The sequence below is a fragment of the Thalassobacillus hwangdonensis genome, from assembly GCF_042675915.1.
Classification (GTDB): Bacteria; Bacillota; Bacilli; order Bacillales; family Halobacillaceae; genus Thalassobacillus_A; species Thalassobacillus_A hwangdonensis.
In genome coordinates, this window is record NZ_JBHTKL010000001.1 from 1,083,828 (window position 1) to 1,109,292 (window position 25,465).

Genomic DNA, 25,465 nt, shown 5'->3' on the forward strand with positions numbered 1-25,465 from the left:
ATGGACGGCCCCTTCCTTAGATGAGTAAAAGAATGACGAGCAGACCGGTCAACACACCTAATCCTTTGACCGTCTTATTGTATTGGTGGTACACATTCAAAGCTTCTTCGTGTTCACGCTCGAGATGACTTAGCGCAAGATCGATCTGCTTCTTCTGGTGAATCAGATCGTGCTGCCCAAGTGTAAGACCGAATTGTCTCAATACTTCTTTTTCGTTGTTTTCAAGCGCTGTATATTGCCAGTGACGCTCAAGAACTGCTGACCATAATTCAGGGAAGTCTGTAATCGCTCTGTCTTTTTGCTTCACGATACTTTCAAAGAACCAGGAGGTAGGTGCAGACAGCTGGCGCGCCAAGTGATCACATGCTTCTATCAGCGGCGTTTGACCATAAACCATCTCTGCTTCCAGCATCTGAAGGGCATGTTTCCATTGACGGATCTGCTTCGGGCGTTGTTGGAACTTCCGAGCAATTTCAAACCCTACCCACGTAGTCGCTGCGAGTAAAAGCATCGCTCCAATCCACTTCATCGCACTTCCTCCTCGTTGCGTCACTTAGGCTTTTACCTTGATGATCAAGGACGAGATTCGATTGCTTCTGCCCGATCGCACGGTTCATAATGATGAATCGTTCAAAGACATGTTCATTTAAAAGCGATTGAATGGATGGCCGCTTTTGGACTTCTTCCCATGAATGGCCATGAACCGTGCAGAGGAGCGTTACCCCCGCATTGATCGCTTCTTTCAATGCATCGACATCGCGCTGATGACCGATTTCATCCACGACCAGTACTTCCGGTGACATAGAGCGGATCATCATCATCATTCCATCTGATTTTGGACATGCATCCATCACATCCGTTCGTTTACCTAAATCCAATTGCGGTACACCATGAACACATGCACCAAGTTCGGAGCGTTCATCGATTACCGCCACTTTTTTAGGGGTGGCACTCTTCCACCCTGAACTGATTGACCTGGTTATATCCCGTAAAAGCGTGGTTTTTCCTGATTGGGGAGGTCCGACAATCAATGTGCTGTAATAGCAACCATTTTTGTATAATGATTTCATGAATGGAGATGCGACGCCTATTTTCTCTCTAGCCACCCTGATATTGAAGGATGAAATGTACCGGATCGTCTGAATACGATCATCCAGCCGGTTGACTCTGCCGGATATACCGATTCGGTGACCGCCTTCGATGGTGATGAAGCCTTCCCTCAGCTCTTCTTCCAGACGGTACAGGGAAAATTGACTGACCTGATTGAGGATGAACGTTTTTTCGTCCATGGTTGGTTGCAAATCTTCCATCCACTCATAGCGATCAGGGTAGATCAACTCAATAGCCTGTCCGATACGGACGCGGATTTCCTGAATGGTTGTCCAATCGATTCTTCTAAGCAAAATTTCTCCTATGACCGGTGGGAACAATTTTATAATGGCTTTCATTACGATCGACCTTTCCTACGGCTCTTTAATGTAAATGTATGCGGGACAACCTGGGATATGACTACTCACGAGGTTCCATACTAGTCAAAACTCCAAGCTAGTGCTCAGCGTTCCATTGCACAAAAAAAACGCGCCACGATAAAATCGTGACGCGCTTGGATCCATTTCATTTTCAGTTGGCACGAGAAACGTACTTACCATCACTCGTATTGACCACAAGGACATCTCCTTCGTTAACGAAGAATGGTACTTGTACAATCAATCCAGTTTCAACAGTTGCAGGCTTTGTACCACCGCTCGCTGTATCTCCTTTGATTCCTGGCTCCGTTTCCGTTACTGCCAATTCAACGTTATTCGGAAGCTCTACTCCAAGAGTTTCTCCACCATATGTCATGATGCTGACTTCCATATTTTCTTTCAGGAATTTCAACTCATATTCGATTTGGCTGGATTGAAGTTCAAGCTGTTCATACGTGTTCGTGTCCATGAACGCATGTGTATCGCCGGATGCATACAAATATTGCATCTTACGGTTCTCGATGTGCGCTTTCTCTACCTTCTCCCCGGCGCGGAATGTTTTCTCCTGAATGCTTCCGTTCCTTAAGTTCCTCAATTTGGAACGTACGAACGCAGCACCCTTACCAGGTTTGACGTGCTGGAATTCAACTACCTGCCAAATCCCACCGTCCACTTCGATTGTCAGGCCTGTACGAAAATCATTTACTGAAATCATTTAATCTTCCTCCTTGCAATTTAAATCGTAATCAGTTCTTTTGGTGATTTAGAGAGACATTCATTTCCACTCTCGGTTAAAATGGCGTCATCCTCAATACGACATCCGCCTACATTAGGGACATAGATCCCAGGTTCTACTGTAACGACCATTCCAGGTTCCAGAACAGTATCTGTACGGAATGACAGACCAGGTCCTTCGTGGACATCAAGTCCGATTCCGTGACCCGTCGAGTGACCGAAATATTCTCCGTACCCTTGCTCAGTGATGTAATCACGTGTCAAAGCGTCGGCTTCCTTACCTGTGATTCCCGCTTTCAATCCACGCATCCCACGTAGTTGTGCTTCAAGTACTGTATCATAGATCTTTCTTAGTTCATCGCTGATTTCTCCGACAGCAATCGTTCTTGTAATATCCGAGCAGTACCCTTTGTAAAGCGCACCAAAGTCCATTGTGACCAGTTCGCCTTTTTCAATGACTTTGTCGGAAGCATGGCCATGAGGCAATGCGGAACGATAACCGGAAGCAACGATGATATCAAAACTGGAAGAAGTAGCTCCATGCTTCCTCATGAAGAATTCCAGCTCATTGGATACGTCCGTTTCTTTCATTCCAGGCTTGATAAAGCCGAGTATATGATCGAAAGCTTTATCTGCAATCGCCACGGCATCCTTTAATATCTTAATCTCATCATCGGACTTAATCAAGCGCAACTTTTCTACGAGTCCAGATGTTGGTACAAGTTCAGCATCGATATGCTTTTGATATTGTTCGAACACGGCATATGTAAGATGATCTTTCTCGAAACCTACCTTCGAGAAGCCGGCTTTCTTTACTTGTTCTGCTACCTCTTCTACTAAAGGAATTTTATGTTCGATCACTTCGAAGCCCTGCGCCTGTTCACCCGCTTGTTCTGTGTATCGGAAATCAGTGATAAGGATCGCTTTGTCTTTGCTGACAAGTACAGCACCTGAAGATCCCGTGAAACCGGAAATGTATCGGCGGTTCTTTTCGCTAGTAATCAGTAAAGCTTCTACGTTTGAATCTGACAATTTCTGTTTCAATTGAGTTAACTTAGACATGATTATTTCTCCCTTCGCTTTTTGCTTTCTCCACCAGAGCCAAAGCTGCCAGTCGATAGCCTTGTATCCCAAGGCCAACAATTTGTCCTTCGCAGACTGGGGCGATCAGCGATTGATGGCGGAACGCTTCCCTTTTATGGACATTTGAGAGGTGCACCTCGATCACCGGCGTCTCAATCGCACTGATTGCATCTCTGATCGCGATGCTGGTATGCGTGTAGGCAGCCGGGTTGAAGATGATCCCTTCCACTTTCCCCTTTGATACATGGAGTCGGTCGATCAGTTCGCCTTCATGATTGGACTGGAAATCCTCCACCTCGTATCCGAAAGGTTGTACGGTTTCTTTCACTTGAGCAACGATTTCATCAAGGCTTGCCGTTCCGTACACGTCCGTCTCCCTCTGCCCAAGCAGATTGAGATTCGGCCCGTTCAATATTAATAACCGCATCAAGATCTCCCCATCACGTAAATTTTCTCACAAATTCATTCTATCATATTCCCTTTTCAATGGATAATCATTGCTTTTGTGCTTGGGACTCGGCAGGCTGATTGAAATCATGGTATTCATAGGAGATCGAATATCCGATGAATGTCCCGTATAGAAGAAAAAGACAGATCGTCGTTACAATCGTGTCACTGTTCAATTCTCCAAGTCCGGGAACCGCTGGAAATATCGGGTTCAGCAAATAGAAGACAATTCCCCAGATTGCAATTCCGAACAGGATGGCAGGGACAAGCCCGTTCATTCTCTTCATCGTCAGATAATAGATCAGTGCTACTAAAATCGAAATCAAGCCTACACCCAGGATTGCAAGGACTTCAGCCAGCAGTCCTCCCGACCAGCTGTTTTGAAAGAACGAACGGATCAGGAAGGAAGCTGCTGAAACTTGAGTAAATGAAAAATAGTAAGCGATCCCTCCGATGACTCCCCATAATACACCAGCAACAAACCCTGTCATCAGGGCTTTATTCAAAATGCTGACTGGTTTCTCCTGCTGATTTTGTTCCAATTGTTCATTACTCATGACGAAACACCTCCAGTCGATAGTTTCTCCATCATCCTTCGAAAAAATCCAAAACATTCTTCGAACGGAGACACTAGTGATTACGTACATTTTGCTGTAAAATAGAATAAAATGATTACAACATGAGGTTGGTGTATTGCATGTCTGATAAAAAAGCTCCTGCCTATGGCGGGCAGGCAGTTGTAGAAGGTGTCATGTTCGCAGGCAAGAAATCTTATGTAACAGCCGTAAGAAGAAAAGATGAAAGCATTGAATATTTTGAAGTGGAAAGGAAAGAATCTAAAATAGCGAATCGCTTGAAGAAGGTCCCTTTCCTACGAGGCTTGGTATCTCTTATCCAGGCTAGCATGAATGGTACGAAACATTTGAACTTTTCCAGTGAAAGGTATGACGTGCACCCGGATGACGATGACCAGATTGAAAAGGAAGAAGAAACTTCTAAGCTGGCAATGATTCTCGGTGTTGGTGCAGTTGGAGTGCTTTCCTTATTTCTCGGGAAGACGATTTTTACCGCCACCCCAGCTTTGATTGCAGAGTTTTTTGCACCTTGGATTTCAAGTCATACCGGTCAAGTCATATTAGAAAGTGTAATCAAACTTATCTTCCTGCTTGCCTATATCTACCTGATCTCGATGACACCGATCATCAAACGGGTGTTCCAGTATCACGGGGCAGAACATAAAGTCATCAATGCCTATGAAAATGGTGCACCGCTGACAGTCGATGGTGTGCAGGAACAATCCAGACTCCATTATCGTTGCGGATCAAGTTTCATCCTGTTCACCGTATTCGTAGGGATGTTCGTTTATATGTTCGTCGCCCTCGACCCATTATGGTGGCGGATCGTGAACCGCATCCTCCTGATTCCGGTAGTCATCGGAATCTCGTTTGAAATCCTGCAGCTGACGAATAAAGTCCGTAACGTTCCAGTATTGAAGGCTTTAGGATACCCTGGACTATGGCTGCAATTGCTCACGACCAAAGAACCGAAGGATGATCAAGTCGAGGTTGCCATTCATTCTTTTAAAAAAGTGCTTGAAAATGATAAAAACAGTTCAAATAGTGGTATACAGGATAGTAAGGTGATTTCTTAAGCGATTCAGTTCAGAAGGGAGGAAACGAAGCATATGTCACGAAGTCTGATGACCCCTGTCATCTATGTCCTTATCGGCCTTGCTATTGTCGGAGTGGCCTTAGGTTTGATCAATGATACGATGGGCTTTTTGATGAATATCCTGATTATGATCGGTATTGCAGCTGTATTCTACTTTATCATTACCCATTTCGTTCTGAAGAACCGAGGAGGTTCATCGAACGAAATGAAGAAATATAAACAGGCAGTAAAACAATCCAAAGCGAAATATAAATCAACATCCACTGAACCTAAACGGATGGCTAAGCCCTCTTTCCAGCCTGCGACGCTGTCGGGAAAAAAGCGTAAAAAAGCAGCACAGGCAACGCACCTGCGAGTCATCGAGGGACATAAGAATAAGAAAAAAAATCGAGCCTCTTTTTAAAAGGATGGCTCGATTTTTTCATTTCTTCCATTTTGTTATGAAGTTCTCCGCATAGTCCCTTCCAAGCTGGATCAATTCATCCTTTTGATCGGTGGAAAGATAAAAATCGGTTGTATCGATGTTCTTGACAGGTATGAACAGCACATCTGCACTGGTCGACTTCGAAATGTAACGGGCATCATGCGCCTGCTTCATCGTCAGAAACAAAGCATGGAACATTTCAATCGAATTACGGATTTTCCTTCTCGGCAGCTGATTTGGAGGATTGCTCAATTTCATCCCTAAAATGGGCCGGATGCGATTGCCCTCCCTCGTTTCGAGCACCCATATTGGAAAATTACTTAGAAGTCCCCCATCTACAATTAACGACTTCACCTGAGACTTCCCCTGCAGCCTCACAGGCATGAAAAAATATGGAAGGCCCGCACTCATCCGAACTGCTTTCGCAACAGAAAATTTCATTGGATCGATTCCGTAAACAGGTTCTAGGTCGTCAGGGATGACCATTATTCTTCCAAGAGTTAAATCGGAACAGATCACTTTCAATGACCCTAGTGGCAAATCACTGAACGTATATACTCCCTTTTCCCCTAACTTTTTGTAAAGCCATTTCTCTAATTGGTCTCCTTTATAAAGCCCCATCCGAAAATATAAAAGCAGCCATTTCGCAAACGGAAGAAAACGTTCAAATAATGGAGGGTCGACAAACACATCAAATTTCATCTCTCTGAGGATGTTTTCCATTTCATCCATCTTATACCCTGCAGCGACAAGACTAGCGGTGATAGCACCAGCGGATGTGCCGGCTACCCGTTCGAATGAATAGCCTTTTTCCGTAACTACCTGCAAGGCTCCTACAAACGCCAGCGCCTTTACGCCTCCACCTGAAAATACACCATCAATCCGCATGTTATCCCCCTCTATTTCCCTATATTCATGTATAGAAGAAATAGTGTCAGATTAGAACATGGAAGCATATAAAAAGCGCACCCATCAGGATGCGCTAGTTGGTTTCTGTCTGCTTTTCATTATTTTCCTGGACTTGTCGAAGTTCTTTCAAACGTTTTTCGTCCTCTTCGAAATATTGGACAAGATCACCTATCCTGTCAATCGAATTCCAGCTCAGGTGATGTTCGATCCCTTCGACATCTTCATATATGTTGTCTGCATCGACCCCGATGATTTCGAGGAATTGTTCAAGCAGCTCATGGCGGTACACCAACCGTTTCCCGATTTTCTTCCCTTTTGCTGTCAAAATCAATCCACGGTACTTTTCATAATTCAAATATTGGTCCCGGTCGAGTTTCTGGACCATTTTTGTAACAGACGAAGGATGGACACTCAGCGCTTCTGCTATATCCGAAACCCTTGCATACCCTTTGTCTTCAATCAACATGTAAATCTGCTCAATATAATCTTCCATACTAGGTGTCGGCATGATCATCCCCCAATACTGCCCTTCTGCTGTAAAGACTCTTTACAAAAAGGATACACTAGTTTCCAATCCGAGACAAGGAAGATCAAGTGAAATAGCTGATCGTACTTGCAGGAAAGAACTCCTTCGCATAGGCGGAAATCGTTTCTTTCAGTCGTTCCTGGACATCGGTTTCGTACACATATTTACCGATTCCATACCTGCCCCATTTGTACTTGCGTTCTTCTTCATTCATTTCCAATTTCGTCTTAGGATAGTTCTTTTCGATGACCCGCTTGGCTGGCTTCGTGAACCGATGCTGAATCAATTCGAACGTCAAATCTTCTTCATCATAATTGACGTCTTTCAACTGATCATATAATTTCTCGAACATATGATAATAACCTTGTTCCCAGCCTTCGTGCACATAGATGGGTGCAACGATGAAGCCTAGAGGATAGCCGGCTTCTGCGACTTTTTTGGCTGCTTCGAGTCTTTTATCCAATGGAGAAGTTCCCGGTTCGAAATACTTGATGACATAATCTGCATTGATGGAAAAACGGAATCGCGTATGTCCATTATGCTCAGCGTCAAGCAGATGGTCGACAAAATGGAATTTCGTCACGAACCTTAATCGACCATTTTCCTGTTCCCCCATGTAATTGATTGCTTGTTTCAATGAATGCGTCAAGTGGTCCATCCCTACGATATCCGATGTACATGCAGCTTCAAAGCGAGTGAGCTCTGTGCCACGTTCCTTTATATACGAATGTGCCTGATCGAATATCTCCTCAAGATTTACATACGTGCGGATATACGGTTTGCTTCCGAGTGTGGTCTGCAGGTAGCAATAATGGCAATGACCCATGCAGCCGGTGGCAAGCGGGATTGCATATTCAGCTGATGGTTTCGAAGTATCGAATTTCAGTGTCTTTCTGACGCCGATGACCAACGTATTTTTTGCAACCCGATATTTTTGAAAGTCGTTTTCTCCAGGAAGTCCGCGTACCTGGTTATGGGAAGTCGTCTCCCTGATTTCGACATCAGTGTCCTTGAACTTATCGTAGAGCATTCGTCCTTGCTCATACTCAAGTGCCCTCGGTTCAATATAAATGAGCTCCGGCGTGAATGGTTTGATCATAAGTCAGCCTCCTTTTCCTGTTAGTATGTGAAAAAGAAAGCGACATCTACATGGTAAAGAATGAAAAAAAGGATCCGGTCGAATCCGGATCCTTCATCAGCCTCTTACAGGCCACACTTCAATTGGGCGTTACAGTTGGTACATGTATTACATCCACCGATATCTTCTACTGTCCCTTTACGGCAGACAGGACATGTATTACCTACTTCCGAACCGATGGTGACAGAAGTTTTGCCAAGTTCATGGACGGTATCCATCAGCACGACACGAGGCTTTTTGTCCTCATCGAATTCAAAGGACTCCTGTTCCCCGTCAAAGCCGTTCTCTTCCGCCTTCAACGTCAGTACCTGAGAGTCACGGCTTCCATCTACATAAACCGTTCCACCTTTGGCACCGCCATTATAAAGGCGCTGATACACACTCTCCACCTGCTCGACTGTGTAGCCTTTCGGTGCATTCACCGTTTTTGAAATAGAGCTGTCCACCCATCGCTGGATGACACACTGCGTATCGGCATGTGCTTCTGGAGAAAGACTCATTGCTGTTACGAACCATTCCGGAAGGTTATCCGGATCCTGTTCAGGATGGTTGTCCAGGTATTCTTTCACGATGTCAGCTTTGACTTCGATGAATTTACCAAGTCTTCCGCTTCTGTAATACGAGAACGAGAAGTAAGGTTCAAGGCCCGTAGACACGCCTACCATCGTACCCGTGCTTCCAGTCGGTGCAACAGTCAGCAAGTGTGAATTACGGATGCCATATTCCATCACATCATTGCGGATGTCTTCCGGGAGTGACTTCATATAACCGGTGTTCACGAAACGTTGGCGGAGTTCGTTCGTTTCTTCATCGCTATTGCCTATAAGGAACGGGAAGCTCCCTTTTTCCTTCGCAAGTTCGATTGAAGCACGATAAGCTGTCGTCGCGATCGTTTCAAAAATATCATCAACAAGACGATTTCCTTCTTCGGAACCATACTCGGTTTCACAGTAGATCAACAGATCGTGAAGCCCCATGACTCCAAGTCCGACACGTCGTTCTCCAAGTGCCTGTTTGCGGTTTTCTTCAAGGAAATATGGTGTTGCATCGATGACGTTATCCTGCATACGCACTCCGATTTCCACTGTGCGTTTCAGCTTGTCATAGTTGACGGATTTCGTTTCTTTATCTGCCATCGCAGCCAGGTTGACCGCTGCCAAGTTACAGACAGAATAAGGTGCAAGAGGTTGCTCGCCACATGGATTTGTTGCAACTACCTTTTGTCCATACGCTGTAGCGTTCGTTTTTTCATTGGCATTATCGATGAAGAAAATGCCTGGCTCAGCAGAGTATGTCGCACAAATATTGATCAGATTCCATAGTTCACTCGCTTTGATCCGTCGATAGGTTCTGACTCCATAGCCTTTCTCCTGCCATTCTCTTACATCACCAGACTTATGCCAGTCCGCATTATACTCTTTCATCTCTTTCTGTGAGTAGTTCTCCACGTCAGGGAAGCGAAGGGAATACTCCTTGTCCTGTTCGACTGCTTCCATGAATTCTTTCGTAATACATACAGAAATGTTGGCGCCTGTCAGGAAGTCAGGATTATGGACGGTGTAGGTACCGCCGGTTGCAAGCTTTTCTTCCGCTTCACGGATCGCCTGTTCAGTGAAACCGCCAAGTCCTGGCATTCCTTTATAGTTGACGACACTCTGATAAAGGTCTCGTTCCGTCTCTGTAAGTGGTGTGAACTTCAATTTCTGTTCTGCCAACCGCTTGATTTGCTCATCTTCTGTGTTTTCAATCAGGAACCTCAGGATTCTAGGATTTTGCATTTTAGAAATGATGAATTCCAGGATATCCGGGTGCCAATCTGCTAACATGATCATTTGTGCCAAATATGTTTCGTTGATTCGCTACATCAACTCTCTAAGTCACCTTAGAGTTCAGACCATATCTTACACTCCGTCGAGTGTCCTCGCGCTTCGGAATCACTGATTCCTACTCTACTCACTTCCGCTTGTATCAGCGTGCTTTCGATGGTCGTTGAACCTTCTCCTTTTAAGGAGCTTGGCTGCTGATTGTCTTTATCCACTTACTGTTTTCAAGCATTCACGGTTACCGTTTCCAGTTACGTTGTAGCCAGTAAGTGTATGGTGATGTTTGTCTTTAATTTAAACATCTCTTAAAGATTTCCCAGCAATTCACGAGGTTTTTTTATAGACGAGGCACTTATTTACCACGTCTTGAGCCGCCTTGCTCTACCAGGTGTGTCAGCTTCGCAATATCATCGAGCCAAGATACCGACCCGGATGATTTACCATTCACACCCCGAGCGAGTGCATTACGTGGACGAAGTGTCGAACCATTCGTCCCAACACCGCCCCCTCGGGACATGATTTCCATCACCTGCTTCCGGTGATCGGAAATACCTTCCCTTGAGTCTTTTACAAACGGCATGACGTAACAGTTGAAGTACGTGACATCAGTGTTTGCACCTGCTCCATACAAGACTCGTCCTGCAGGAATGAAATTCAACTCTGAAAGTTCTTTGTAGAATGCATCGTGCCATTCTTTTTCTTTCTCAGGAACTGTTTCGACTTCAGCAAGCCCGGTCGCATTACGCTTGGCAATCTGTTCATAATAAATTTCAAGCGGTTTGTCGATCGTATCCAACGTCCGTGTAACAATGCCCGTTTCACGTTCTTCTTCCTTTTCAAGGACATTAAGGAATTCATCGTCCACTTTCACTTTGGCCCGCTTTTCCTCCCAATCGATGGACTGGACAATTCCAAGCCCTCTTGCCGGAAAGTTAGGATCCTCCTTGACGGTCAGTACGACAAAATCGCCTTCTCCTAGCGTAATCCGTTCGGTATCCTTGAAAGCATAACGGTCGAGCATGACCAGCCTGGATACACCTTTGTGCGTGATGTTCATGTCCGGTGTGATTGGATGTACTTGCGGGAACAGCTTAATATCCTTATTAAGGCGTTCCACTAGGTCGTTTTTCTGAGATTCGATTGTAGTCGACATCGTATGAATCTCTCCTTCATCTATATTGGTATGATATCACCTGAATTGGAACTTCTTGATGTATTTAGTATGATATATATGTACGATACCATATATACGAATCAGACATCAATATATAGTGTTCAAAAAAATACATTATACAATATATTGTGTTTTGGAACGAACCAAGACAGTTTTGTCAATCAGAAAATCATTCAAAAACAGTAGAATATGGAAGAAATGAAAAGGTATTACGGCAAATCATCGAAAGTTTAACCTTTTTTATGGATTGCATAAATCGACAAAAAAGGGACTGCCCGGTTGAAAGGCTTTTACGATCGTTTTTAAACAATTACGAATAAAAACACTTTGAAAAGTGGCTGGAACATACCTATAATAGAGATTGGAATAGAAAGATAAATGGGGGTATTGAGTTAAGATGGAAGTATTGATTGGATTATTAGTGGTATTGATCCTTTTCGGGTTATATAGATTTATGAAAACACGCAAAATCCTTACCACGCTTACAGAAGATGAATTCCGCCAGAACTACCGCAAAGCGCAATTGATTGACGTGCGCGAGCCGAAAGAATACGAAGGCGGCCATATCCTGGGTGCCCGTAATATTCCTCTTTCTCAGATGCGAAATCGTCTGATTGAAATCAGGAAAGATAAACCCGTTTACCTTTATTGTCAAAGTGGAACGCGCTCGACAAGAGCTGCTGCCCTTCTTAACAAAAAAGGGTACAAGGACTTGAACCATCTAAAAGGCGGGTTCAAGAAGTGGACAGGCAAAATCAAAGCAAAATAACAAAAAACGCTGCCATTTGACTGGCAGCGTTTTTTAATGTCCTCAGTTTTCTTTTGTATATCGAAGAATAGGTTTCCTTGCGGCAGTCGTTTCATCCATCCGTTTGACGATGGTTGTATGCGGTGCCTCTTGTACAATCTCCGGATTTTCTTTTGCTTCATTGGAGATCTGGATCATCGTATCGATGAATCCATCAAGCGTCTCTTTGGATTCGGTTTCCGTAGGTTCGACCATCAATGCCTCTTCCACATTCAATGGGAAGTAGATGGTAGGCGGATGATACCCGAAGTCCAGCAGGCGCTTCGCAATATCCAATGTGCGTACGCCAAGCTTCTTCTGGCGTTTTCCAGAAAGGACGAACTCGTGCTTGCAATGCTGTTCGAAAGGCAGGTCGAATTCTTCCTGCAGGCGGCGCATCATGTAGTTCGCATTAAGGACGGCATATTCACTGACTTTCTTCAGTCCTTCTGCTCCCATTGTGCGAATATACGTGTACGCGCGGACATTGATACCAAAGTTTCCATAGTAAGGTTTCACTCGGCCAATCGACTGCGGACGATCGTATTCGAATTTAAACGTATCTCCATTCTTTACTAGCAATGGTTTTGGCAGATATGCTTCAAGCTCTTCCGTCACTCCGACAGGTCCGGAACCTGGTCCGCCCCCGCCATGAGGTCCGGTGAACGTCTTATGAAGGTTCAAATGGACGACATCGAATCCCATGTCACCTGGACGGGCATAGCCAAGGATCGCATTCAGGTTGGCTCCATCGTAATAAAGCTTACCTCCAGCCTCATGGATGATCTCTGCCATTTCCAGAATATGCTCTTCAAAAAGCCCAAGCGTATTCGGATTCGTCAGCATTAAGGCAGCTGTATCGTTTCCTACAACCCGCTTCAAATCTTCAAGATCTACAAGGCCACGCTCATCGGATTTTACTGTCACTGCATCAAATCCAGCAACTGTAGCAGATGCAGGATTCGTTCCATGTGCTGAATCCGGGACGATGACTTTCGTACGTTCGAAGTCTCCATTAGCTTCATGGAAGGCACGGATCATCATCAACCCCGTCCATTCTCCATGTGCCCCGGCAGCAGGCTGCAACGTCACTGTGTGCATGCCTGTAATTTCAGTGAGTGACTCCTGCAAGTCATACATCAATTCGAGCGCACCCTGCACCGTTTCTTCGGGCTGATATGGGTGGATATGACTGAATCCAGTCAAGCGCGCTATGTCTTCATTCATTTTAGGATTATACTTCATCGTGCATGATCCTAGAGGATAAAAGCCGGAATCGACACCATGGTTGCGCTTGGAAAGCGCAGTATAATGACGCATGATCTGCAATTCACTGATTTCAGGCAGATCTGCTTCTGTTTTTCGGACATACTTGTCTTCCAAAGCTAGATCCGTTTCAGGTACATCCAATTCAGGCAGACTGAAGCCTGTACGGCTCTCTTGACTATGTTCAAAAATCAAAGGAAAGTCCTGGTTACTCATGTAGATCCCCCAATTCTGCAGCGAAATTATCGATCTCTTCTTTCGTACGGATTTCCGTAACAGCGATCAGCATATGACCTTTCAGTTCTTCGTACGCGAACCCAAGATCATATCCACCGATATATCCTTTTTCGAGCAATTGACGGTTCACTTCAACTACATCCTTGCCCAAATCGACGACGATTTCATTGAAAAAGGCACCTTGGAATGTCACTTTCAAACCTTTGGCTTCCAACGCTTTTTTCATATAAGCAGCTTTTTGCATGTTCATCCAGGACATTTTCTTCAGCCCCTGTTTGCCAAGCGATGTCATTGCAATGGAGGACGCTAGCGCATTCAAAGCCTGGTTGGAACAAATATTCGAAGTCGCCTTGTCTCGTCGGATATGTTGTTCACGAGCCTGTAAGGTAAGTACGAACCCTCTTCGTCCCTCTTCGTCTGTCGTCTGACCGACAAGACGTCCCGGAACTTTCCTCATCAATTTGCTTGTCGTAGCGAAATACCCACAATGCGGTCCACCGAACTGGGCTGGGATTCCGAACACTTGTGCATCCCCAACGACGATATCTGCTCCGAATTCACCAGGTGGCGTCATATAGCCCAAAGCAAGCGGATTACTTGAAACGATCATCATCGCTTTCTTCTGTTGATCGACGATCTCCCTTACTTCATCAAGCGGTTCGATTTGACCGAAGAAGTTCGGGTACTGCATGACGACGCTCGCTGTATTTTCATCGAGCTCCGATTTCAATGCCTCCAAATCGGTAAGTCCGTCTTTATGATCGATTTCCACTATTTCAAGATTCGGTCCTTTCACATAAGAATGAATGACAGCACGCGATTCAGGATGGATAGCTTTTGAAACGATCACTTTCTTTTTCTTCGTGCTTCCTGCACTCAAGTTGACCGCTTCCGCCAATGCAGTACCCCCGTCATACATGGAGGAGTTGGCTACATCCATTCCAGTCAATTCACAAATCATCGTCTGGAATTCGAAAATCGCCTGCAGCTCTCCCTGGGAGATTTCCGGCTGATATGGAGTATAGGCCGTGTAGAATTCAGATCTTGAAATCACGTGATCAACAATGGAAGGAATGTAATGATCATATACACCGGCTCCTAAAAAGGATGTGTGGGATTTCAAATTGACATTCTTATCTGCCATTTCCGTCAATTCTTTTGTCAATGCGAATTCGTTCGCAGCAGGCTTGATATTCAACGGTCCGTCGAATCTTACCTTTTCAGGAATATCGGCGAACAACGCTTCGGTGCTTTCTACCCCAATCGTATCAAGCATTTCCTTTTTATCTTTTTCAGTCATTGGTAAATAACGAAATTCCATCTTCTCTCCCCCTATCTTATCGCTTATAAAATGGTGTAGGTACGACTACAGCCTTCAAGCGTCGTTTTCTGACTTGAACAGTTACTTCGGTACCGATTTCAGCAAATGGTGTCTTAAGCAATGCCAACCCTACATTCTTACCTAACGTAGGCGACTGTGTACCAGTTGTTACAAATCCGATTTCATCTTCCCCGTCAAGCACCGTGTAACCTGTGCGTGGGATTCCCTTATCGATCATTTCAATACCGACGAGCTTTCTTTCCAATCCCTCTTCTTTCTGTTTCTTCAATACATCTTTACCAATGAAGTCAGCATCTTTTTTCACTTTGACAGCAAAACCTAGACCCGCTTCCAAAGGAGTGATTTCAGGGCTCAATTCCTGACCGTACAATGCGAGGTTCGCTTCAAAACGCAGTGTATCACGGGCACCGAGACCGATCGGTTTAACCCCGTCTGCCTCGCCAGCTTCAAGGATTGCCTGCCATAACGCCGGACCGGAGGCTTCAGGAATGTAAATTTCAAATCCATCTTCACCTGTGTACCCTGTGCGGGAAACGATCGCTTCATCTTCAATCCCTTTGAAGGATACCGGTGACTCAAAACGGAAAAATTTAATGCCTGACAAATCTATATCCGTTAATTTCTGAAGGATCGTTTCAGCTTTAGGACCCTGCAATGCCAACTGGACATAGGCCTCAGATTCATTACGCAACGTAACACCATCTCCAGCATGATCTTTCAGCCATTGATAGTCTTTGTCTACATTCGCCGCATTGACAACAAGGAGGTATTTCTCCGTGGCCAGCTGATAGACGATCAAATCATCTACCGTACCGCCATTCTCATAGCACATGATCGTGTACTGTGCTTTTTTCGGCTCTAGCTTCGATACATCATTCGTAAGCATTTTTTGAAGAAATGCCTCACTCTCGGGACCTTCGACGAAGATTTCCCCCATATGGGAAACATCGAACAGACCTGCCGCAGTACGTGTAGCTTCATGTTCCTCTTTGATGCTCGAAAATTGCACAGGAAGATCCCATCCACCAAAATCAATCGTCTTCGCACCCAGCTTCTTGTATTCAGAAAATAGTGGTGTTTGTTTCAATTCAGCCATTACGCTCACTCCTTCAGATAGATTGCCTAAAAAAAGGACAGAGATACCCAGTATTCAACATGGGATCTCTGTCCATTAACCAGAAAGTTTCACTCTGTTCGAAAACGCCTTCATGAAGGCGGACAAAGCTTTCTTCTTGGGTGGTCTGCATGAGTTGCAGACACTCTCCAGAGGTGCGTCTTACAAGAGTCTTTTTGCCTGAGAGATTCACATCCTGGATGTTTGCTCCTTCGGCGCTACATAGTAGTCTCTCCCCTTGTAATCATTCGCAGTTGTATATTTGTGCCAAATGGGCATACTATCCGGTAAAGCTGTAAAAAATCTGTCTTTTTTTCAAAGTCATTATACCATAGGAAAGTCCAATAAATACAAGGAATTTTCGTAATATTGAAGATTAGGAAGGGAGGATGTCTCGATGGAGATCCGAATCGACGAGAAATTTGGAAAAGAGCTGTCAGAAAAGCTGGCGAATCAGGAAGAAATCTGCAGTTGGAAGCAATTCCAACTCACTTATCAGGCTGCTCAGGCGACCGCCGTCCCATCTTTTGAAGGTCTGACTGCACTCGGCCATCTGCCTCACATGGATTTCCTCCCCCATCAGACCGAAGCTGCAGAAGAGATTGTACATCGCATGCACGGCAGGGCCATTTTGGCAGATGAAGTGGGACTTGGGAAAACGATTGAAGCTGGTCTCGTATTAAAGGAATATATGATTCGGGGTATGGTGAACAAAGTATTGATCCTTTCACCAGCTTCCCTTGTCAATCAGTGGGTACAGGAGCTCCATGAAAAGTTTCTGATTCAGGCCTACTCTCCGAGAAAGAAGCCTACATGGCAGGATTATAGCGTAACAGTAACATCTATGGACCTGGCAAAACGCGATCCACATTATAGCGAGATCCTTTCCATTCCTTATGACCTTATCATCATTGATGAGGCGCACAAGCTTAAGAATCCCGATACAAAGAACTTTCAATTCGTTAAATCACTCCAGAAAAAATATTGTCTGCTTCTGACTGCTACACCGATTCAGAACAGAATCACCGATATTTTCAACCTTGTTTCAATCTTGAAACCGGGTTACTTAGGTGATCTTACTACATTCAAAAAGAAGTACGGAAAAAAGTTAGGAAAAGAAGAAGGACAGGAGCACTTGAAAGAGCTCGTCGGGAATGTGATGATCCGTAACCGCAGACAGGATACCGGCCTGTCGGATACGAAGCGGAATGTCAAAACGGTCTGGATCGATTTTTCCGAAAAGGAGAAGGAAGCTTATGACGAATTGGAGGGGATTAAAGCTCTCCACCCTTCTTTCACCTACCTGACATTGGCAAAAGAATTGTGTTCCTCAAGAGAAGCCTGTTTCCTATCTGCAAAAGGGATGATCGAAAAGCTCGATCAGGAGCGTGATACATCCCAGCTGGAACGATTGGTTGAAGCCGTGGAGAACCTTCCGCAGCATGCAAAAGCGTTGAAACTGGTCGAAATCATCCAGCAGACGGATGAAAAGTTCATCGTCTTTACCGAGTATCGCGCCAGCCAATATTATTTGCAATGGTTCCTTCAACAGCACGGCATCACATCTGTTCCGTTTCGTGGCGGGTTCAAAAAAGGGAAGAAAGATTGGATGAAACAACTGTTCCGCGACCACGCCCAAGTGTTGATTGCAACGGAAGCAGCAGGAGAAGGGATCAACCTGCAGTTCTGCAGTAACATGATCAACTATGACCTGCCTTGGAACCCGATGCGGCTGGAGCAAAGAATTGGACGAATCCACCGCTTCGGCCAGAGTAAAGATGTCCACATCTATAACTTTGCAATCAGAGGCACGATCGAAGAGCACATCATGACCATGCTTTATGACAAAATCGGATTGTTCCAAAACGCAATTGGAGAATTGGATCATATCCTTGAAGAGCTGGAAATCAATGATCTTGAAAAAGAAGTCAAAGGAATCATGGAAGAATCCTCGAGTCACGGAGAAGCGAAGATCAAATTGGATAACCTGACTTCGGTCATCTCCCATCGTCAAGAGGCAAGGAGGTCCACTTCATGAAAAACGCCGCTGAACACCATCAATTCATCCTGGATTTTTTTGATGAATACCAGTGTCCAATCATCGAAAATAACAATGGCAAGGTGGTCGTCCAGCTGACAGATCGGATGGATGAAGCGATCATGAACCGGCCGTTCTACTGGCATTACATTAAGAAAATGGGTAGAGCAGGCGATCCTTGGAGTCTGACTTTAATCACCAATCCTGATTTAACGGAGGACAAAGGAGAATATATCCATTCGGGAGCGCCAAGATTAAGGCAGCTTTATCAGCACTTGTTCGATACATGCCGATTTACAAAACAATACGAGCTGCTGCATGTAAACAATACCCAGGTCGCACTTGTACCATGGCTCGTGATCAATGTCAGGGTTTCCTATTCTGGAAACAGAAGAAAAAGTGAAGTCCATTCGTATGGGTTGAATCTCGTTCATGGCACCTTGCTGGAACAAATGATGGATTCTCTTCATGGTGTAGAACTGGCGACATCCATATCAGACTTCACTTATCCATTAAGTCCACTCATAAAAACGCCAAGTGGGTATAATCGGATCATCCAATACATCGAGGATCACGTCCAATCAAAGGATCACGGCTGGGCAGAAGAAACGAACAAGAAGCGCGATCATGAAATGAATTTGATCGAGGCGTTCTTCCAAGATACAGAAGATGAGGAACGACACCAGTTGATGAAAAAAGAAAAAGAAGATTTATTAGCTCGGCTAACTCCGACCATTACGATCGAAACCATCAATGGAGGATTAATTTACCTTAGTCCGTCTACATCGCAACAAATGTCCCTAACATAAAAGGAGGCTGTGCAACACAGCCTCCTTCTCAATGTTTCTTCCATAAAAGCTTCAAAGCCATCGGAATGATTCCAAACATCCTTGTACTACGCTTCGAAATCTTGTCATTTTTTCTTGAATGTTTCCTCTGGGTCTTCTCTTCCTTTGTCATATCCATATATCGGACTAATTCCTGGGTTACGAATTTAACATAGTCATTTCCAGACATAGGTTTATCACCTCTATATCTTTGTTTACACCATATTATGTCCAGGATATGTCACAAACATTCAGTGATGATCTGATCGGCGATTTCCTCCGGCGAGTATCCATCCACATCGACTGTAATATCTGCGCACGATGTATAGATATTCAGACGATCCATGAACCGCTTTTTGTTTTCCTCAACATCTGTCTGCCAGAGCGGACGGCTCTTGTCATGCTCCAAGCGTTCTGCTATCGTCTGCCAGGCTGCATTGAGAAAAACGACCACTCCTTTATCCATCAACCGCTGATTTTCCGCTCGAAGCGGTACACCACCACCTGTCGATACGACGTATCCTTTTGGAGGAATATTTTCCAGCACTTCTGTTTCAATTGATCGAAATTTTTCCTCTCCCCACTGAGCGAAGATTTCTGGAATCGACTTCCCACTTTTTTTAATAATTTCTTCATCCATCTCAATTTTTGGGAGGTTAAGTTTTCGACTTAGAATGTTTGCAACGGTCGATTTTCCACTTCCCATATAGCCAATCAGAAATATTGTCTCCATCCTACATGCTCCTTTTTCGATTTTCGCCCCGCTAGCAGGAAACACTCAGCATACGGCGAATGTATGTAATATAAACCCAGTGTGAGGTGATTCAATGACGTGAGTACAACAGCCAATCTCTCCAGACAGTTACTGATCGCAGCAATTCAATCCACCGCAAGTGACATCCACTTCTCTCCCTACAAAGAAAAAGTGGACATCCATTTCAGGATTCACGGGAAAAGAGTCCACCACTCCTCCATCTCAACCATCCTTTACACGAAGCTGTTATCTTATTTCAAGTTTACATCAGGGATGGATATCGGTGAGATCAAAAAGCCACAGAACGGTACGTATGAATTCAGGAATGATGATCATATCTATTCCCTCCGCTTTTCAACCCTGCCGATTGTCAGCACCGAAAGTCTTGCCATCCGCATCCTCCCACAATCCACGAGCATGTCCCTAGATAAACTTTTCTTATTTCCCTTTCAACTTTCTACAATCCGCTCATGGCTGAAGCACAGAAACGGAATGATTCTGTTTACAGGGCCTACCGGAAGTGGAAAAACCACTACCCTTTATGCTCTATTGCAGACGTTCTTGAAGAAGCATTCCTATCAAGCGATTACACTCGAAGACCCGATAGAAAAGAATCTTGATGACATCATTCAGGTCCAGGTGAATGAGCGTGCTGGCATCACTTATGATACAGGTTTGAAAGCAGCACTCAGGCACGACCCGGATCTCATCATGGTCGGAGAGATCCGCGACAGGCAAACCGCCCATTTCGCATTCCACGCAGCACAGACAGGACACCTGGTTCTATCGAGCTTGCATGCCAATAATGCAGTCGGGACCATTTCACGTCTAAGAGAGATGGGCATCAACAGCTTGGATATCGAGCAGACACTAATTTGTGTCGCTGCTCAACAACTCATTCCTTTGAAGGGTGAACAACACCTGCCGGATCGTGCAGCAATTCTGGAACTTTTGGATGGTAATGCGTTGCGATCGGTCATCAAGGATCCTTTTACTCCTCTTCCCTCAAGCTTCCACACCTTCGAACAATTAAGGAGGAAAGCTTATGCTTATGGATTTACAGATCAGACGACTTTGGAATAGGTCCATTCCTCCCAGAAGATTGAGTATCCATATTCAAAAGCATTTTCTCTACAGGCTAAGTCACCTGCTCTCTAAAGGCTATCCACTGCTCGAGGCATTGGAGGTCATAGCGTGGGAACACGATTTTAAAAATACTGCAGCCATCATATCGGAAGGATTGAAATCCGGAAAAACGATTGATCTCGCATTTCAGGATGCTCACTTCTCGATAAATATTGTGGCATATCTTTATTTTGCAAGGATGAACAGTGATTTAGAAACGATTCTTCTGGAATGCCATCATATGCTCGAGCTTGAGTCCGACTATATGACAAAGCTGTCCAAGGTGCTCCGCTATCCTCTGATCCTGACTGTTTTTCTTACAATTATGGTGGTAGTCGTCGACCGGACAATCTTTCCGGCATTTCTGGAAATGTTCCAGACGACGATCGGTTCCAATGCATCAGTTGGTATCGCTGTATTTATTGTAGATATTTTAGTCACTGTTTGTACAGTCTTTCCCGTTTTTCTCGTCAGTCTTTGGGTTTTGTGGAAGGTTTATCATCCACGTCTCTCCACTGAGAAAAAGATCCACCTTTATGAAAAAATGCCTCTGATCAGATCGATCCAATCAATTAAAGTGACCTACACTTTCTCTGTACATTTCCAGTCCATCTTCAATACTGGAGCAAGTTTGAAAGAGTGCGTCCAATTATTACGCGAAAACGATAAATATCCGATCCTCTCCTATTATGCATCATTGATATTAAGTGACTTGGAAAATGGTTACACGATGGCGCAGTCCATCAATAAATGTGCATTACTGAAGGATGAACTCACCACCATTTTCCATCGGAATGCTGATGCCAAAACATTGACCAGAGATTTGTCCGTTTACGCGAATCTGCTGCTGGATACTGTGAAATCAAAACTGGATAGGACAATTGAAATTATCCAGCCACTATTTTTTCTGTTTGTAGCCATTTTCATACTGCTATTGTATGGATCCATCATGATGCCGATGTATCAATGGATGGAACAATTATAGAAAGGGGTTATTCCATGACAAATGAAAAAGGATTCACACTCATTGAAATGCTGATCGTACTTATGATCATTTCAGTGCTGCTGATCATTACCATTCCGAACCTTTCAGACAACAGTAAAACGGTAAAGGATAAAGGATGTGAAGCTCTTATAAAAATGGCGGAAGCACAGGCTCAATCGTATTATTTAGACAAGAATGAAATGCCAGCTACCATTGCCACATTACAGACTGAAGGCTATTTAGAAAGCGACACCTGTCCAGATGGGTCCAAGCTTACAATCGATGCGAACGGGGAAGTAACTGCTAATGCTCCGTCCACCTGAGCGTAATGGATTTACATTACTTGAAACGATGCTAGTGTTATTCATTATGGTAATTTTCCTTTCCATTGCCACACCAATCCACTTCTCAACCAAAGAACAACAGGAAACGAAACTGTTCTTAGATCAATTCAGACAAGACGTTTTATTGCTGCAAAAACTATCGATGATTGGTCCTTCCAGGTATCACATGATTGTCGCTCCCTCCTCGCTTCATTATTTCATCTACAATGAATCAGACAAGAAGCTGGTTCTCCTCAGGAATTTTCCTCCGCGATGGAGCATCGATATGATGAATATGAAATCTGCAATCAAGTTCTCCACAAAAGGTACGATACGTACACCACGCACATTTTTTATCGAAACGACGTCCAGGAAATATAAAGTGGTGTTCCCCTTTGGAAAAAGCAGGTGTTATATCAGTGAAATCTAATGGATTCACTTTACTGGAAGTATTGTTCGCGTTCAGCATACTCACATTTACCATACTCACTACTGTACCTGTCCTGACAAAGGTTCAGCTTGAAAATGAGGCATTGAAAGAAGAGAGGGTCGCTCTTTCTGTTTTGCATGATCAATGGATTGCCTACATTTATGGGGATTATAAAGTGGCAGAGGAAGAAATCCATGCACCGTTCCCTATTAATATAACTTTCGATCATGAAAATGAACTCGTCAAAGCTTGTGCTACATGGGAAAACAGAAAATCGGAACAGGAGAACTATTGTATATATGGCTACGAATACAGCTAACGGCTTTACATTTGTAGAAGTCATCCTGAGTTTACTTGTTTTCTCTACCTTGTTGGCTCTCCTTTCACCTATCTTTCCTATGCTTCATTTAGAAAATGAATATGATGAACTGAATGTAAGGCAATTCTTTACCTTCATCGAAACGGAAGTCAACATCAGTAATGAAGTGATCATCACATCCAACCTACTGGTTTTCTCCAGTCCCGATGGTGAAGCAATTACATTCGAAACCTATGGAAACTCCATTCGCAGACAAGTCAATGGCTCTGGCCACGAGCTGTTGATAAACGGGGTGAACGCAATTCACTACACCGATATGGGGAGATGGTTTACATGTCGGATCGAAACTGAGGAAGGAAAACATTATGAAGCAGCTTTTTCAAAATCGTGAGGATGACAGAGGTTTCATCTTTCCATTTGTCTTGCTGTTATCCTTACTTTTGATCGGGGTCACTACCGTCTCCATTTCGATGTATTCCAACAGCCAATTGTTCAATAACATCCATAAAGAAGAACTTTCATTGCAATCTATATTCCAAACGGCAGTGGAAACATACAAAGAGGATGACGCCGCTTCCATTCATGAAACTGAAGTGACTTATACATTTCCCCATGGAACCGCGGTCATTACGCTAATGAATCATACCGAGAATAGTGACCTCCTGCAATTCCAGTTGACTAACTCGAACGAATTTACGAAAACCGTAATCAAAGAACTTCCCCGGAAAATGCAAAACTCCAACTGATTTTTTCAGTTGGAGTTTATGAATAATTAAGTTAATCTACGAAACAATATAAACGTGAATGTTCCTCACTGGGCTATAGCCAAGCGGTAAGGCAGCGGATTTTGATTCCGTCATGCGTTGGTTCGAATCCATCTAGCCCAGCTTTTTTTATGAAATTTTGGAGAGGATGTTCATCTTTCGATCCGTGATACTTCTCAGACCATCCTCATCATATCCTACTACAAGCTTCTTCCCATCTGTAAGAATCGGTCTTCTCAACAATTTTGGTTTTTCAATCAAAAGATTAATGAATTCTGATAATGTAAGATCTTCAACATCCATATCCAAATCTTTATATTCCTTGCTTCTCTTAGCAAGAATCTGATCGATACCTTCAGTCGTCAACGACAAAATATGTGTCAATTCTTCTTTTGATGGAGTCTCCCTGAACAGATGGCGTTCTTTGAACGCAATTTCCTCACTTTTGAGCCATGACTTCGTACGACGGCATGATGTGCAGCTGGGATAAGTATAAAAGTTCAATCCTTCCATCTGAATCTCTCCCTTTCATTTTTAACTTATACATATTGTATAATTAATGTATAACCTTTGTACAGTATTTTAAACTTATTTTCGTATATTATTTTTATTTTTAAGTTGTGTACGTTTTTTGACAAATAATGTATCCAGCTATTTTCTTCATTTCCTTATACTATAATGAGATTAGATTATGGAGAGAAGGTGACTGGTTTGGATCAAATTTTAAGGATAACCAATGTGTTAAGCGACTCAACAAGATTCAACATTTATCAGTACATCGTTAAAAAGAATGATGCCGTATCCGTCCAGGATGTTGCCTCGGTGTTCGATATACATCCCAATGTGGCAAGGCTCCACCTAAGTAAACTGCAAGATGTTAACCTTGTAGTTGCTTACACGAAAAAGACAGGCAGAGGCGGTCGTCCAAGTAAGGCGTATAGGCTTTCTGATGAAGTCATCGACCTCCACTTCCCTCACCGTGACTACCGTATGCTTGCCACCATCGCGATCGATTCACTCAGTGAGCTTGGAGAAGCAGGTGCACAAGCGTTATACAGGACCGGAGAAAGATATGGTTACGACACCTTGAATCACATCCGCACTTCCAAGAACGGCGAAATGGATATCGAATTGAAATTGCTCCACCTTAGAAAAACGGCAGAAATGATTGGGCTCTATCCTGAGTTCAATATCTCAGATGATTTTAAGCGTGCTACATTTACGATCAACAACTGTCCGTTCAAGGAAATCGTGAAGACAAATAGTGAGTTAATCTGTGGGATGCACGGACATTTCATAAAGGGAATGTTCCATGCACTATTTGAGGATATTGAGTTGAAAGAGGCACATACTATGATGGATGGATGCAAAACGTGCAGTTACAAAGCAGAATTTGTCCAAGTTTAGTATGATTCATTTACATTCAAGCACTGGTCATATATAATATTGATGATAGTTTCATCGAGAGAAGGAGGGGAAGGAACATGGACCGCATGTTTCGTGTGCTTGCCTTTTGGACAGGTATTTTCACTGTCATGTTTTACGTTGGTCATATGATGGAAGCGGCTTTATTATCTTTAGTCCAAACTGCCTTTTTCCTGACAGTAGGCTACTTGAAATTGTCTGAGCGCATGTATATGTACATATTTGGCGCTTACTTGACAGTATTTATGATTGGATTCACGTACTACACCTCTTTTATCCTGGTACCAGGATTCGGAGAATAAAAAAACTGTTGCCTGATAAAGGCAACAGTTT

29 protein-coding genes, 1 tRNA gene, 2 pseudogenes and 1 riboswitch are annotated in these 25,465 nt (G+C 43.9%); of the genes and pseudogenes, 15 read left to right on the top strand and 17 right to left on the bottom strand.

Going from position 1 to position 25,465, the window contains the following annotated elements; translation table 11 throughout:
- Nucleotides 1-16: 16 nt before the first annotated feature.
- The 6 genes from spoIIIAB to ACFQ2J_RS05810 all read right to left on the bottom strand — a co-directional run bounded on the left by spoIIIAB (nucleotide 17) and on the right by ACFQ2J_RS05810 (nucleotide 4,288).
- Nucleotides 17-529 (bottom strand): stage III sporulation protein SpoIIIAB, encoded by a 513-nt coding sequence (gene spoIIIAB, locus ACFQ2J_RS05785; protein ID WP_386057421.1) that lies wholly within the window; start codon nucleotides 527-529, stop codon nucleotides 17-19.
- Nucleotides 474-1,448 carry a stage III sporulation protein AA gene (gene spoIIIAA, locus ACFQ2J_RS05790; RefSeq protein ID WP_386057422.1) on the bottom strand — a complete coding sequence of 325 codons (975 nt, stop codon included), beginning with the start codon at nucleotides 1,446-1,448 and terminating at the stop codon, nucleotides 474-476. Before spoIIIAA ends, spoIIIAB begins: the two co-directional genes overlap by 56 nt.
- A 172-nt stretch (nucleotides 1,449-1,620) precedes the next feature.
- Entirely contained in the window at nucleotides 1,621-2,181 is a 561-nt protein-coding gene (efp, locus tag ACFQ2J_RS05795) for an elongation factor P (RefSeq protein ID WP_386057424.1), read from the bottom strand.
- A gap of 20 nt (nucleotides 2,182-2,201) precedes the next feature.
- Complete coding sequence (locus tag ACFQ2J_RS05800) at nucleotides 2,202-3,263, bottom strand: M24 family metallopeptidase (protein ID WP_386057426.1); 1,062 nt, start codon at nucleotides 3,261-3,263, stop codon at nucleotides 2,202-2,204.
- The gene (aroQ, locus tag ACFQ2J_RS05805) at nucleotides 3,256-3,714 is read right to left on the bottom strand and encodes a type II 3-dehydroquinate dehydratase (protein WP_386057428.1); all 459 of its coding nucleotides are present in this window, start codon (nucleotides 3,712-3,714) and stop codon (nucleotides 3,256-3,258) included. Before aroQ ends, ACFQ2J_RS05800 begins: the two co-directional genes overlap by 8 nt.
- A gap of 64 nt (nucleotides 3,715-3,778) precedes the next feature.
- The gene (locus ACFQ2J_RS05810) at nucleotides 3,779-4,288 is read right to left on the bottom strand and encodes a YqhR family membrane protein (RefSeq protein WP_386057430.1); all 510 of its coding nucleotides are present in this window, start codon (nucleotides 4,286-4,288) and stop codon (nucleotides 3,779-3,781) included.
- Between the two features lie 140 nt (nucleotides 4,289-4,428).
- Between ACFQ2J_RS05810 and ACFQ2J_RS05815 the strand changes: the two genes are divergently transcribed.
- Nucleotides 4,429-5,382, top strand: a complete 954-nt coding sequence (locus ACFQ2J_RS05815; protein ID WP_386057431.1) for a DUF1385 domain-containing protein — start codon at nucleotides 4,429-4,431, stop codon at nucleotides 5,380-5,382.
- Between the two features lie 33 nt (nucleotides 5,383-5,415).
- On the top strand, nucleotides 5,416-5,805 hold the full coding sequence (locus ACFQ2J_RS05820) for an SA1362 family protein (RefSeq protein ID WP_386057432.1): 390 nt from the start codon (nucleotides 5,416-5,418) through the stop codon (nucleotides 5,803-5,805).
- Between the two features lie 18 nt (nucleotides 5,806-5,823).
- On the opposite strand, the gene ACFQ2J_RS05825 is transcribed toward ACFQ2J_RS05820, so the two are convergent.
- The 5 genes and pseudogenes from ACFQ2J_RS05825 to ACFQ2J_RS05845 form a co-directional block, all read right to left on the bottom strand.
- Nucleotides 5,824-6,714: a patatin-like phospholipase family protein gene (locus ACFQ2J_RS05825; RefSeq protein WP_386057433.1), complete on the bottom strand. Its 891-nt coding sequence runs from the start codon at nucleotides 6,712-6,714 to the stop codon at nucleotides 5,824-5,826.
- Nucleotides 6,715-6,808: 94 nt separating this feature from the next.
- On the bottom strand, nucleotides 6,809-7,243 hold the full coding sequence (gene mntR / locus ACFQ2J_RS05830; protein WP_386057434.1) for a transcriptional regulator MntR: 435 nt from the start codon (nucleotides 7,241-7,243) through the stop codon (nucleotides 6,809-6,811).
- Between the two features lie 82 nt (nucleotides 7,244-7,325).
- A complete protein-coding gene (gene splB / locus ACFQ2J_RS05835) occupies nucleotides 7,326-8,360 on the bottom strand; it encodes a spore photoproduct lyase (RefSeq protein ID WP_386057436.1) in 1,035 nt (344 codons plus the stop codon).
- 104 nt (nucleotides 8,361-8,464) lie between these two features.
- Nucleotides 8,465-10,237: pseudogene (locus tag ACFQ2J_RS05840) on the bottom strand (vitamin B12-dependent ribonucleotide reductase); the annotation flags it as partial.
- A gap of 346 nt (nucleotides 10,238-10,583) precedes the next feature.
- Nucleotides 10,584-11,375: pseudogene (locus ACFQ2J_RS05845) on the bottom strand (ribonucleotide reductase N-terminal alpha domain-containing protein); the annotation flags it as partial.
- A gap of 418 nt (nucleotides 11,376-11,793) precedes the next feature.
- Between ACFQ2J_RS05845 and ACFQ2J_RS05850 the strand changes: the two are divergent.
- Nucleotides 11,794-12,165, top strand: a complete 372-nt coding sequence (locus ACFQ2J_RS05850) for a rhodanese-like domain-containing protein (RefSeq protein ID WP_386057438.1) — start codon at nucleotides 11,794-11,796, stop codon at nucleotides 12,163-12,165.
- 42 nt (nucleotides 12,166-12,207) lie between these two features.
- Here the strand turns inward: ACFQ2J_RS05850 and gcvPB are convergent, their stop codons facing one another.
- The 3 genes from gcvPB to gcvT are packed head-to-tail and all read right to left on the bottom strand — an operon-like array spanning nucleotide 12,208 to nucleotide 16,124.
- Nucleotides 12,208-13,665, bottom strand: coding sequence for an aminomethyl-transferring glycine dehydrogenase subunit GcvPB (gene gcvPB, locus ACFQ2J_RS05855; protein WP_386057439.1), 1,458 nt, complete (start codon nucleotides 13,663-13,665; stop codon nucleotides 12,208-12,210).
- Nucleotides 13,658-15,007 (bottom strand): aminomethyl-transferring glycine dehydrogenase subunit GcvPA, encoded by a 1,350-nt coding sequence (gene gcvPA, locus ACFQ2J_RS05860; protein WP_386057441.1) that lies wholly within the window; start codon nucleotides 15,005-15,007, stop codon nucleotides 13,658-13,660. The genes gcvPB and gcvPA overlap by 8 nt, the downstream gene beginning before the upstream one ends.
- A 16-nt stretch (nucleotides 15,008-15,023) precedes the next feature.
- Nucleotides 15,024-16,124 carry a glycine cleavage system aminomethyltransferase GcvT gene (gcvT, locus tag ACFQ2J_RS05865; protein WP_386057442.1) on the bottom strand — a complete coding sequence of 367 codons (1,101 nt, stop codon included), beginning with the start codon at nucleotides 16,122-16,124 and terminating at the stop codon, nucleotides 15,024-15,026.
- 176 nt (nucleotides 16,125-16,300) lie between these two features.
- A riboswitch (glycine riboswitch) is annotated at nucleotides 16,301-16,390 on the bottom strand.
- Between the two features lie 149 nt (nucleotides 16,391-16,539).
- Between gcvT and ACFQ2J_RS05870 the strand changes: the two genes are divergently transcribed.
- Both ACFQ2J_RS05870 and ACFQ2J_RS05875 read left to right on the top strand, forming a co-directional pair.
- Entirely contained in the window at nucleotides 16,540-18,180 is a 1,641-nt protein-coding gene (locus tag ACFQ2J_RS05870) for a DEAD/DEAH box helicase (protein ID WP_386057444.1), read from the top strand.
- Nucleotides 18,177-18,989: a YqhG family protein gene (locus ACFQ2J_RS05875; RefSeq protein WP_386057446.1), complete on the top strand. Its 813-nt coding sequence runs from the start codon at nucleotides 18,177-18,179 to the stop codon at nucleotides 18,987-18,989. Before ACFQ2J_RS05870 ends, ACFQ2J_RS05875 begins: the two co-directional genes overlap by 4 nt.
- Nucleotides 18,990-19,017: 28 nt before the next feature.
- Here the strand turns inward: ACFQ2J_RS05875 and ACFQ2J_RS05880 are convergent, their stop codons facing one another.
- Entirely contained in the window at nucleotides 19,018-19,197 is a 180-nt protein-coding gene (locus ACFQ2J_RS05880; protein ID WP_386057448.1) for a YqzE family protein, read from the bottom strand.
- 51 nt (nucleotides 19,198-19,248) lie between these two features.
- Nucleotides 19,249-19,740, bottom strand: coding sequence for a shikimate kinase (locus ACFQ2J_RS05885; RefSeq protein WP_386057449.1), 492 nt, complete (start codon nucleotides 19,738-19,740; stop codon nucleotides 19,249-19,251).
- A 99-nt stretch (nucleotides 19,741-19,839) separates the two neighbouring features.
- Between ACFQ2J_RS05885 and comGA the strand changes: the two genes are divergently transcribed.
- The 8 genes from comGA (at nucleotide 19,840) to ACFQ2J_RS05925 (ending at nucleotide 23,830) form a co-directional block, all read left to right on the top strand.
- A complete protein-coding gene (gene comGA, locus ACFQ2J_RS05890; RefSeq protein WP_386057451.1) occupies nucleotides 19,840-20,844 on the top strand; it encodes a competence type IV pilus ATPase ComGA in 1,005 nt (334 codons plus the stop codon).
- Nucleotides 20,807-21,871: a competence type IV pilus assembly protein ComGB gene (comGB, locus tag ACFQ2J_RS05895; protein WP_386057453.1), complete on the top strand. Its 1,065-nt coding sequence runs from the start codon at nucleotides 20,807-20,809 to the stop codon at nucleotides 21,869-21,871. Before comGA ends, comGB begins: the two co-directional genes overlap by 38 nt.
- 14 nt (nucleotides 21,872-21,885) lie before the next feature.
- Nucleotides 21,886-22,194: a competence type IV pilus major pilin ComGC gene (gene comGC, locus ACFQ2J_RS05900; RefSeq protein WP_386057455.1), complete on the top strand. Its 309-nt coding sequence runs from the start codon at nucleotides 21,886-21,888 to the stop codon at nucleotides 22,192-22,194.
- Nucleotides 22,178-22,624 (top strand): competence type IV pilus minor pilin ComGD, encoded by a 447-nt coding sequence (gene comGD, locus ACFQ2J_RS05905; RefSeq protein ID WP_386057457.1) that lies wholly within the window; start codon nucleotides 22,178-22,180, stop codon nucleotides 22,622-22,624. Before comGC ends, comGD begins: the two co-directional genes overlap by 17 nt.
- Nucleotides 22,614-22,943 (top strand): prepilin-type N-terminal cleavage/methylation domain-containing protein, encoded by a 330-nt coding sequence (locus ACFQ2J_RS05910; protein WP_386057459.1) that lies wholly within the window; start codon nucleotides 22,614-22,616, stop codon nucleotides 22,941-22,943. The genes comGD and ACFQ2J_RS05910 overlap by 11 nt, the downstream gene beginning before the upstream one ends.
- The gene (gene comGF / locus ACFQ2J_RS05915) at nucleotides 22,924-23,334 is read left to right on the top strand and encodes a competence type IV pilus minor pilin ComGF (RefSeq protein ID WP_386057461.1); all 411 of its coding nucleotides are present in this window, start codon (nucleotides 22,924-22,926) and stop codon (nucleotides 23,332-23,334) included. Before ACFQ2J_RS05910 ends, comGF begins: the two co-directional genes overlap by 20 nt.
- The gene (locus ACFQ2J_RS05920) at nucleotides 23,309-23,689 is read left to right on the top strand and encodes a hypothetical protein (protein ID WP_386057462.1); all 381 of its coding nucleotides are present in this window, start codon (nucleotides 23,309-23,311) and stop codon (nucleotides 23,687-23,689) included. The genes comGF and ACFQ2J_RS05920 overlap by 26 nt, the downstream gene beginning before the upstream one ends.
- Nucleotides 23,690-23,758: 69 nt before the next feature.
- Nucleotides 23,759-23,830 (top strand) — tRNA-Gln (locus ACFQ2J_RS05925).
- 6 nt (nucleotides 23,831-23,836) lie between these two features.
- Here the strand turns inward: ACFQ2J_RS05925 and ACFQ2J_RS05930 are convergent.
- The gene (locus ACFQ2J_RS05930; protein ID WP_386057464.1) at nucleotides 23,837-24,220 is read right to left on the bottom strand and encodes a Spx/MgsR family RNA polymerase-binding regulatory protein; all 384 of its coding nucleotides are present in this window, start codon (nucleotides 24,218-24,220) and stop codon (nucleotides 23,837-23,839) included.
- A 198-nt stretch (nucleotides 24,221-24,418) separates the two neighbouring features.
- Here ACFQ2J_RS05930 and ACFQ2J_RS05935 point away from each other — a divergent pair, with 198 nt between their 5' ends.
- The gene (locus tag ACFQ2J_RS05935; protein ID WP_386057466.1) at nucleotides 24,419-25,114 is read left to right on the top strand and encodes a helix-turn-helix transcriptional regulator; all 696 of its coding nucleotides are present in this window, start codon (nucleotides 24,419-24,421) and stop codon (nucleotides 25,112-25,114) included.
- Nucleotides 25,115-25,191: 77 nt separating this feature from the next.
- Nucleotides 25,192-25,434 (top strand): DUF2626 domain-containing protein, encoded by a 243-nt coding sequence (locus tag ACFQ2J_RS05940; protein ID WP_386057468.1) that lies wholly within the window; start codon nucleotides 25,192-25,194, stop codon nucleotides 25,432-25,434.
- The last annotated feature ends 31 nt before the right edge of the window (nucleotides 25,435-25,465 follow it).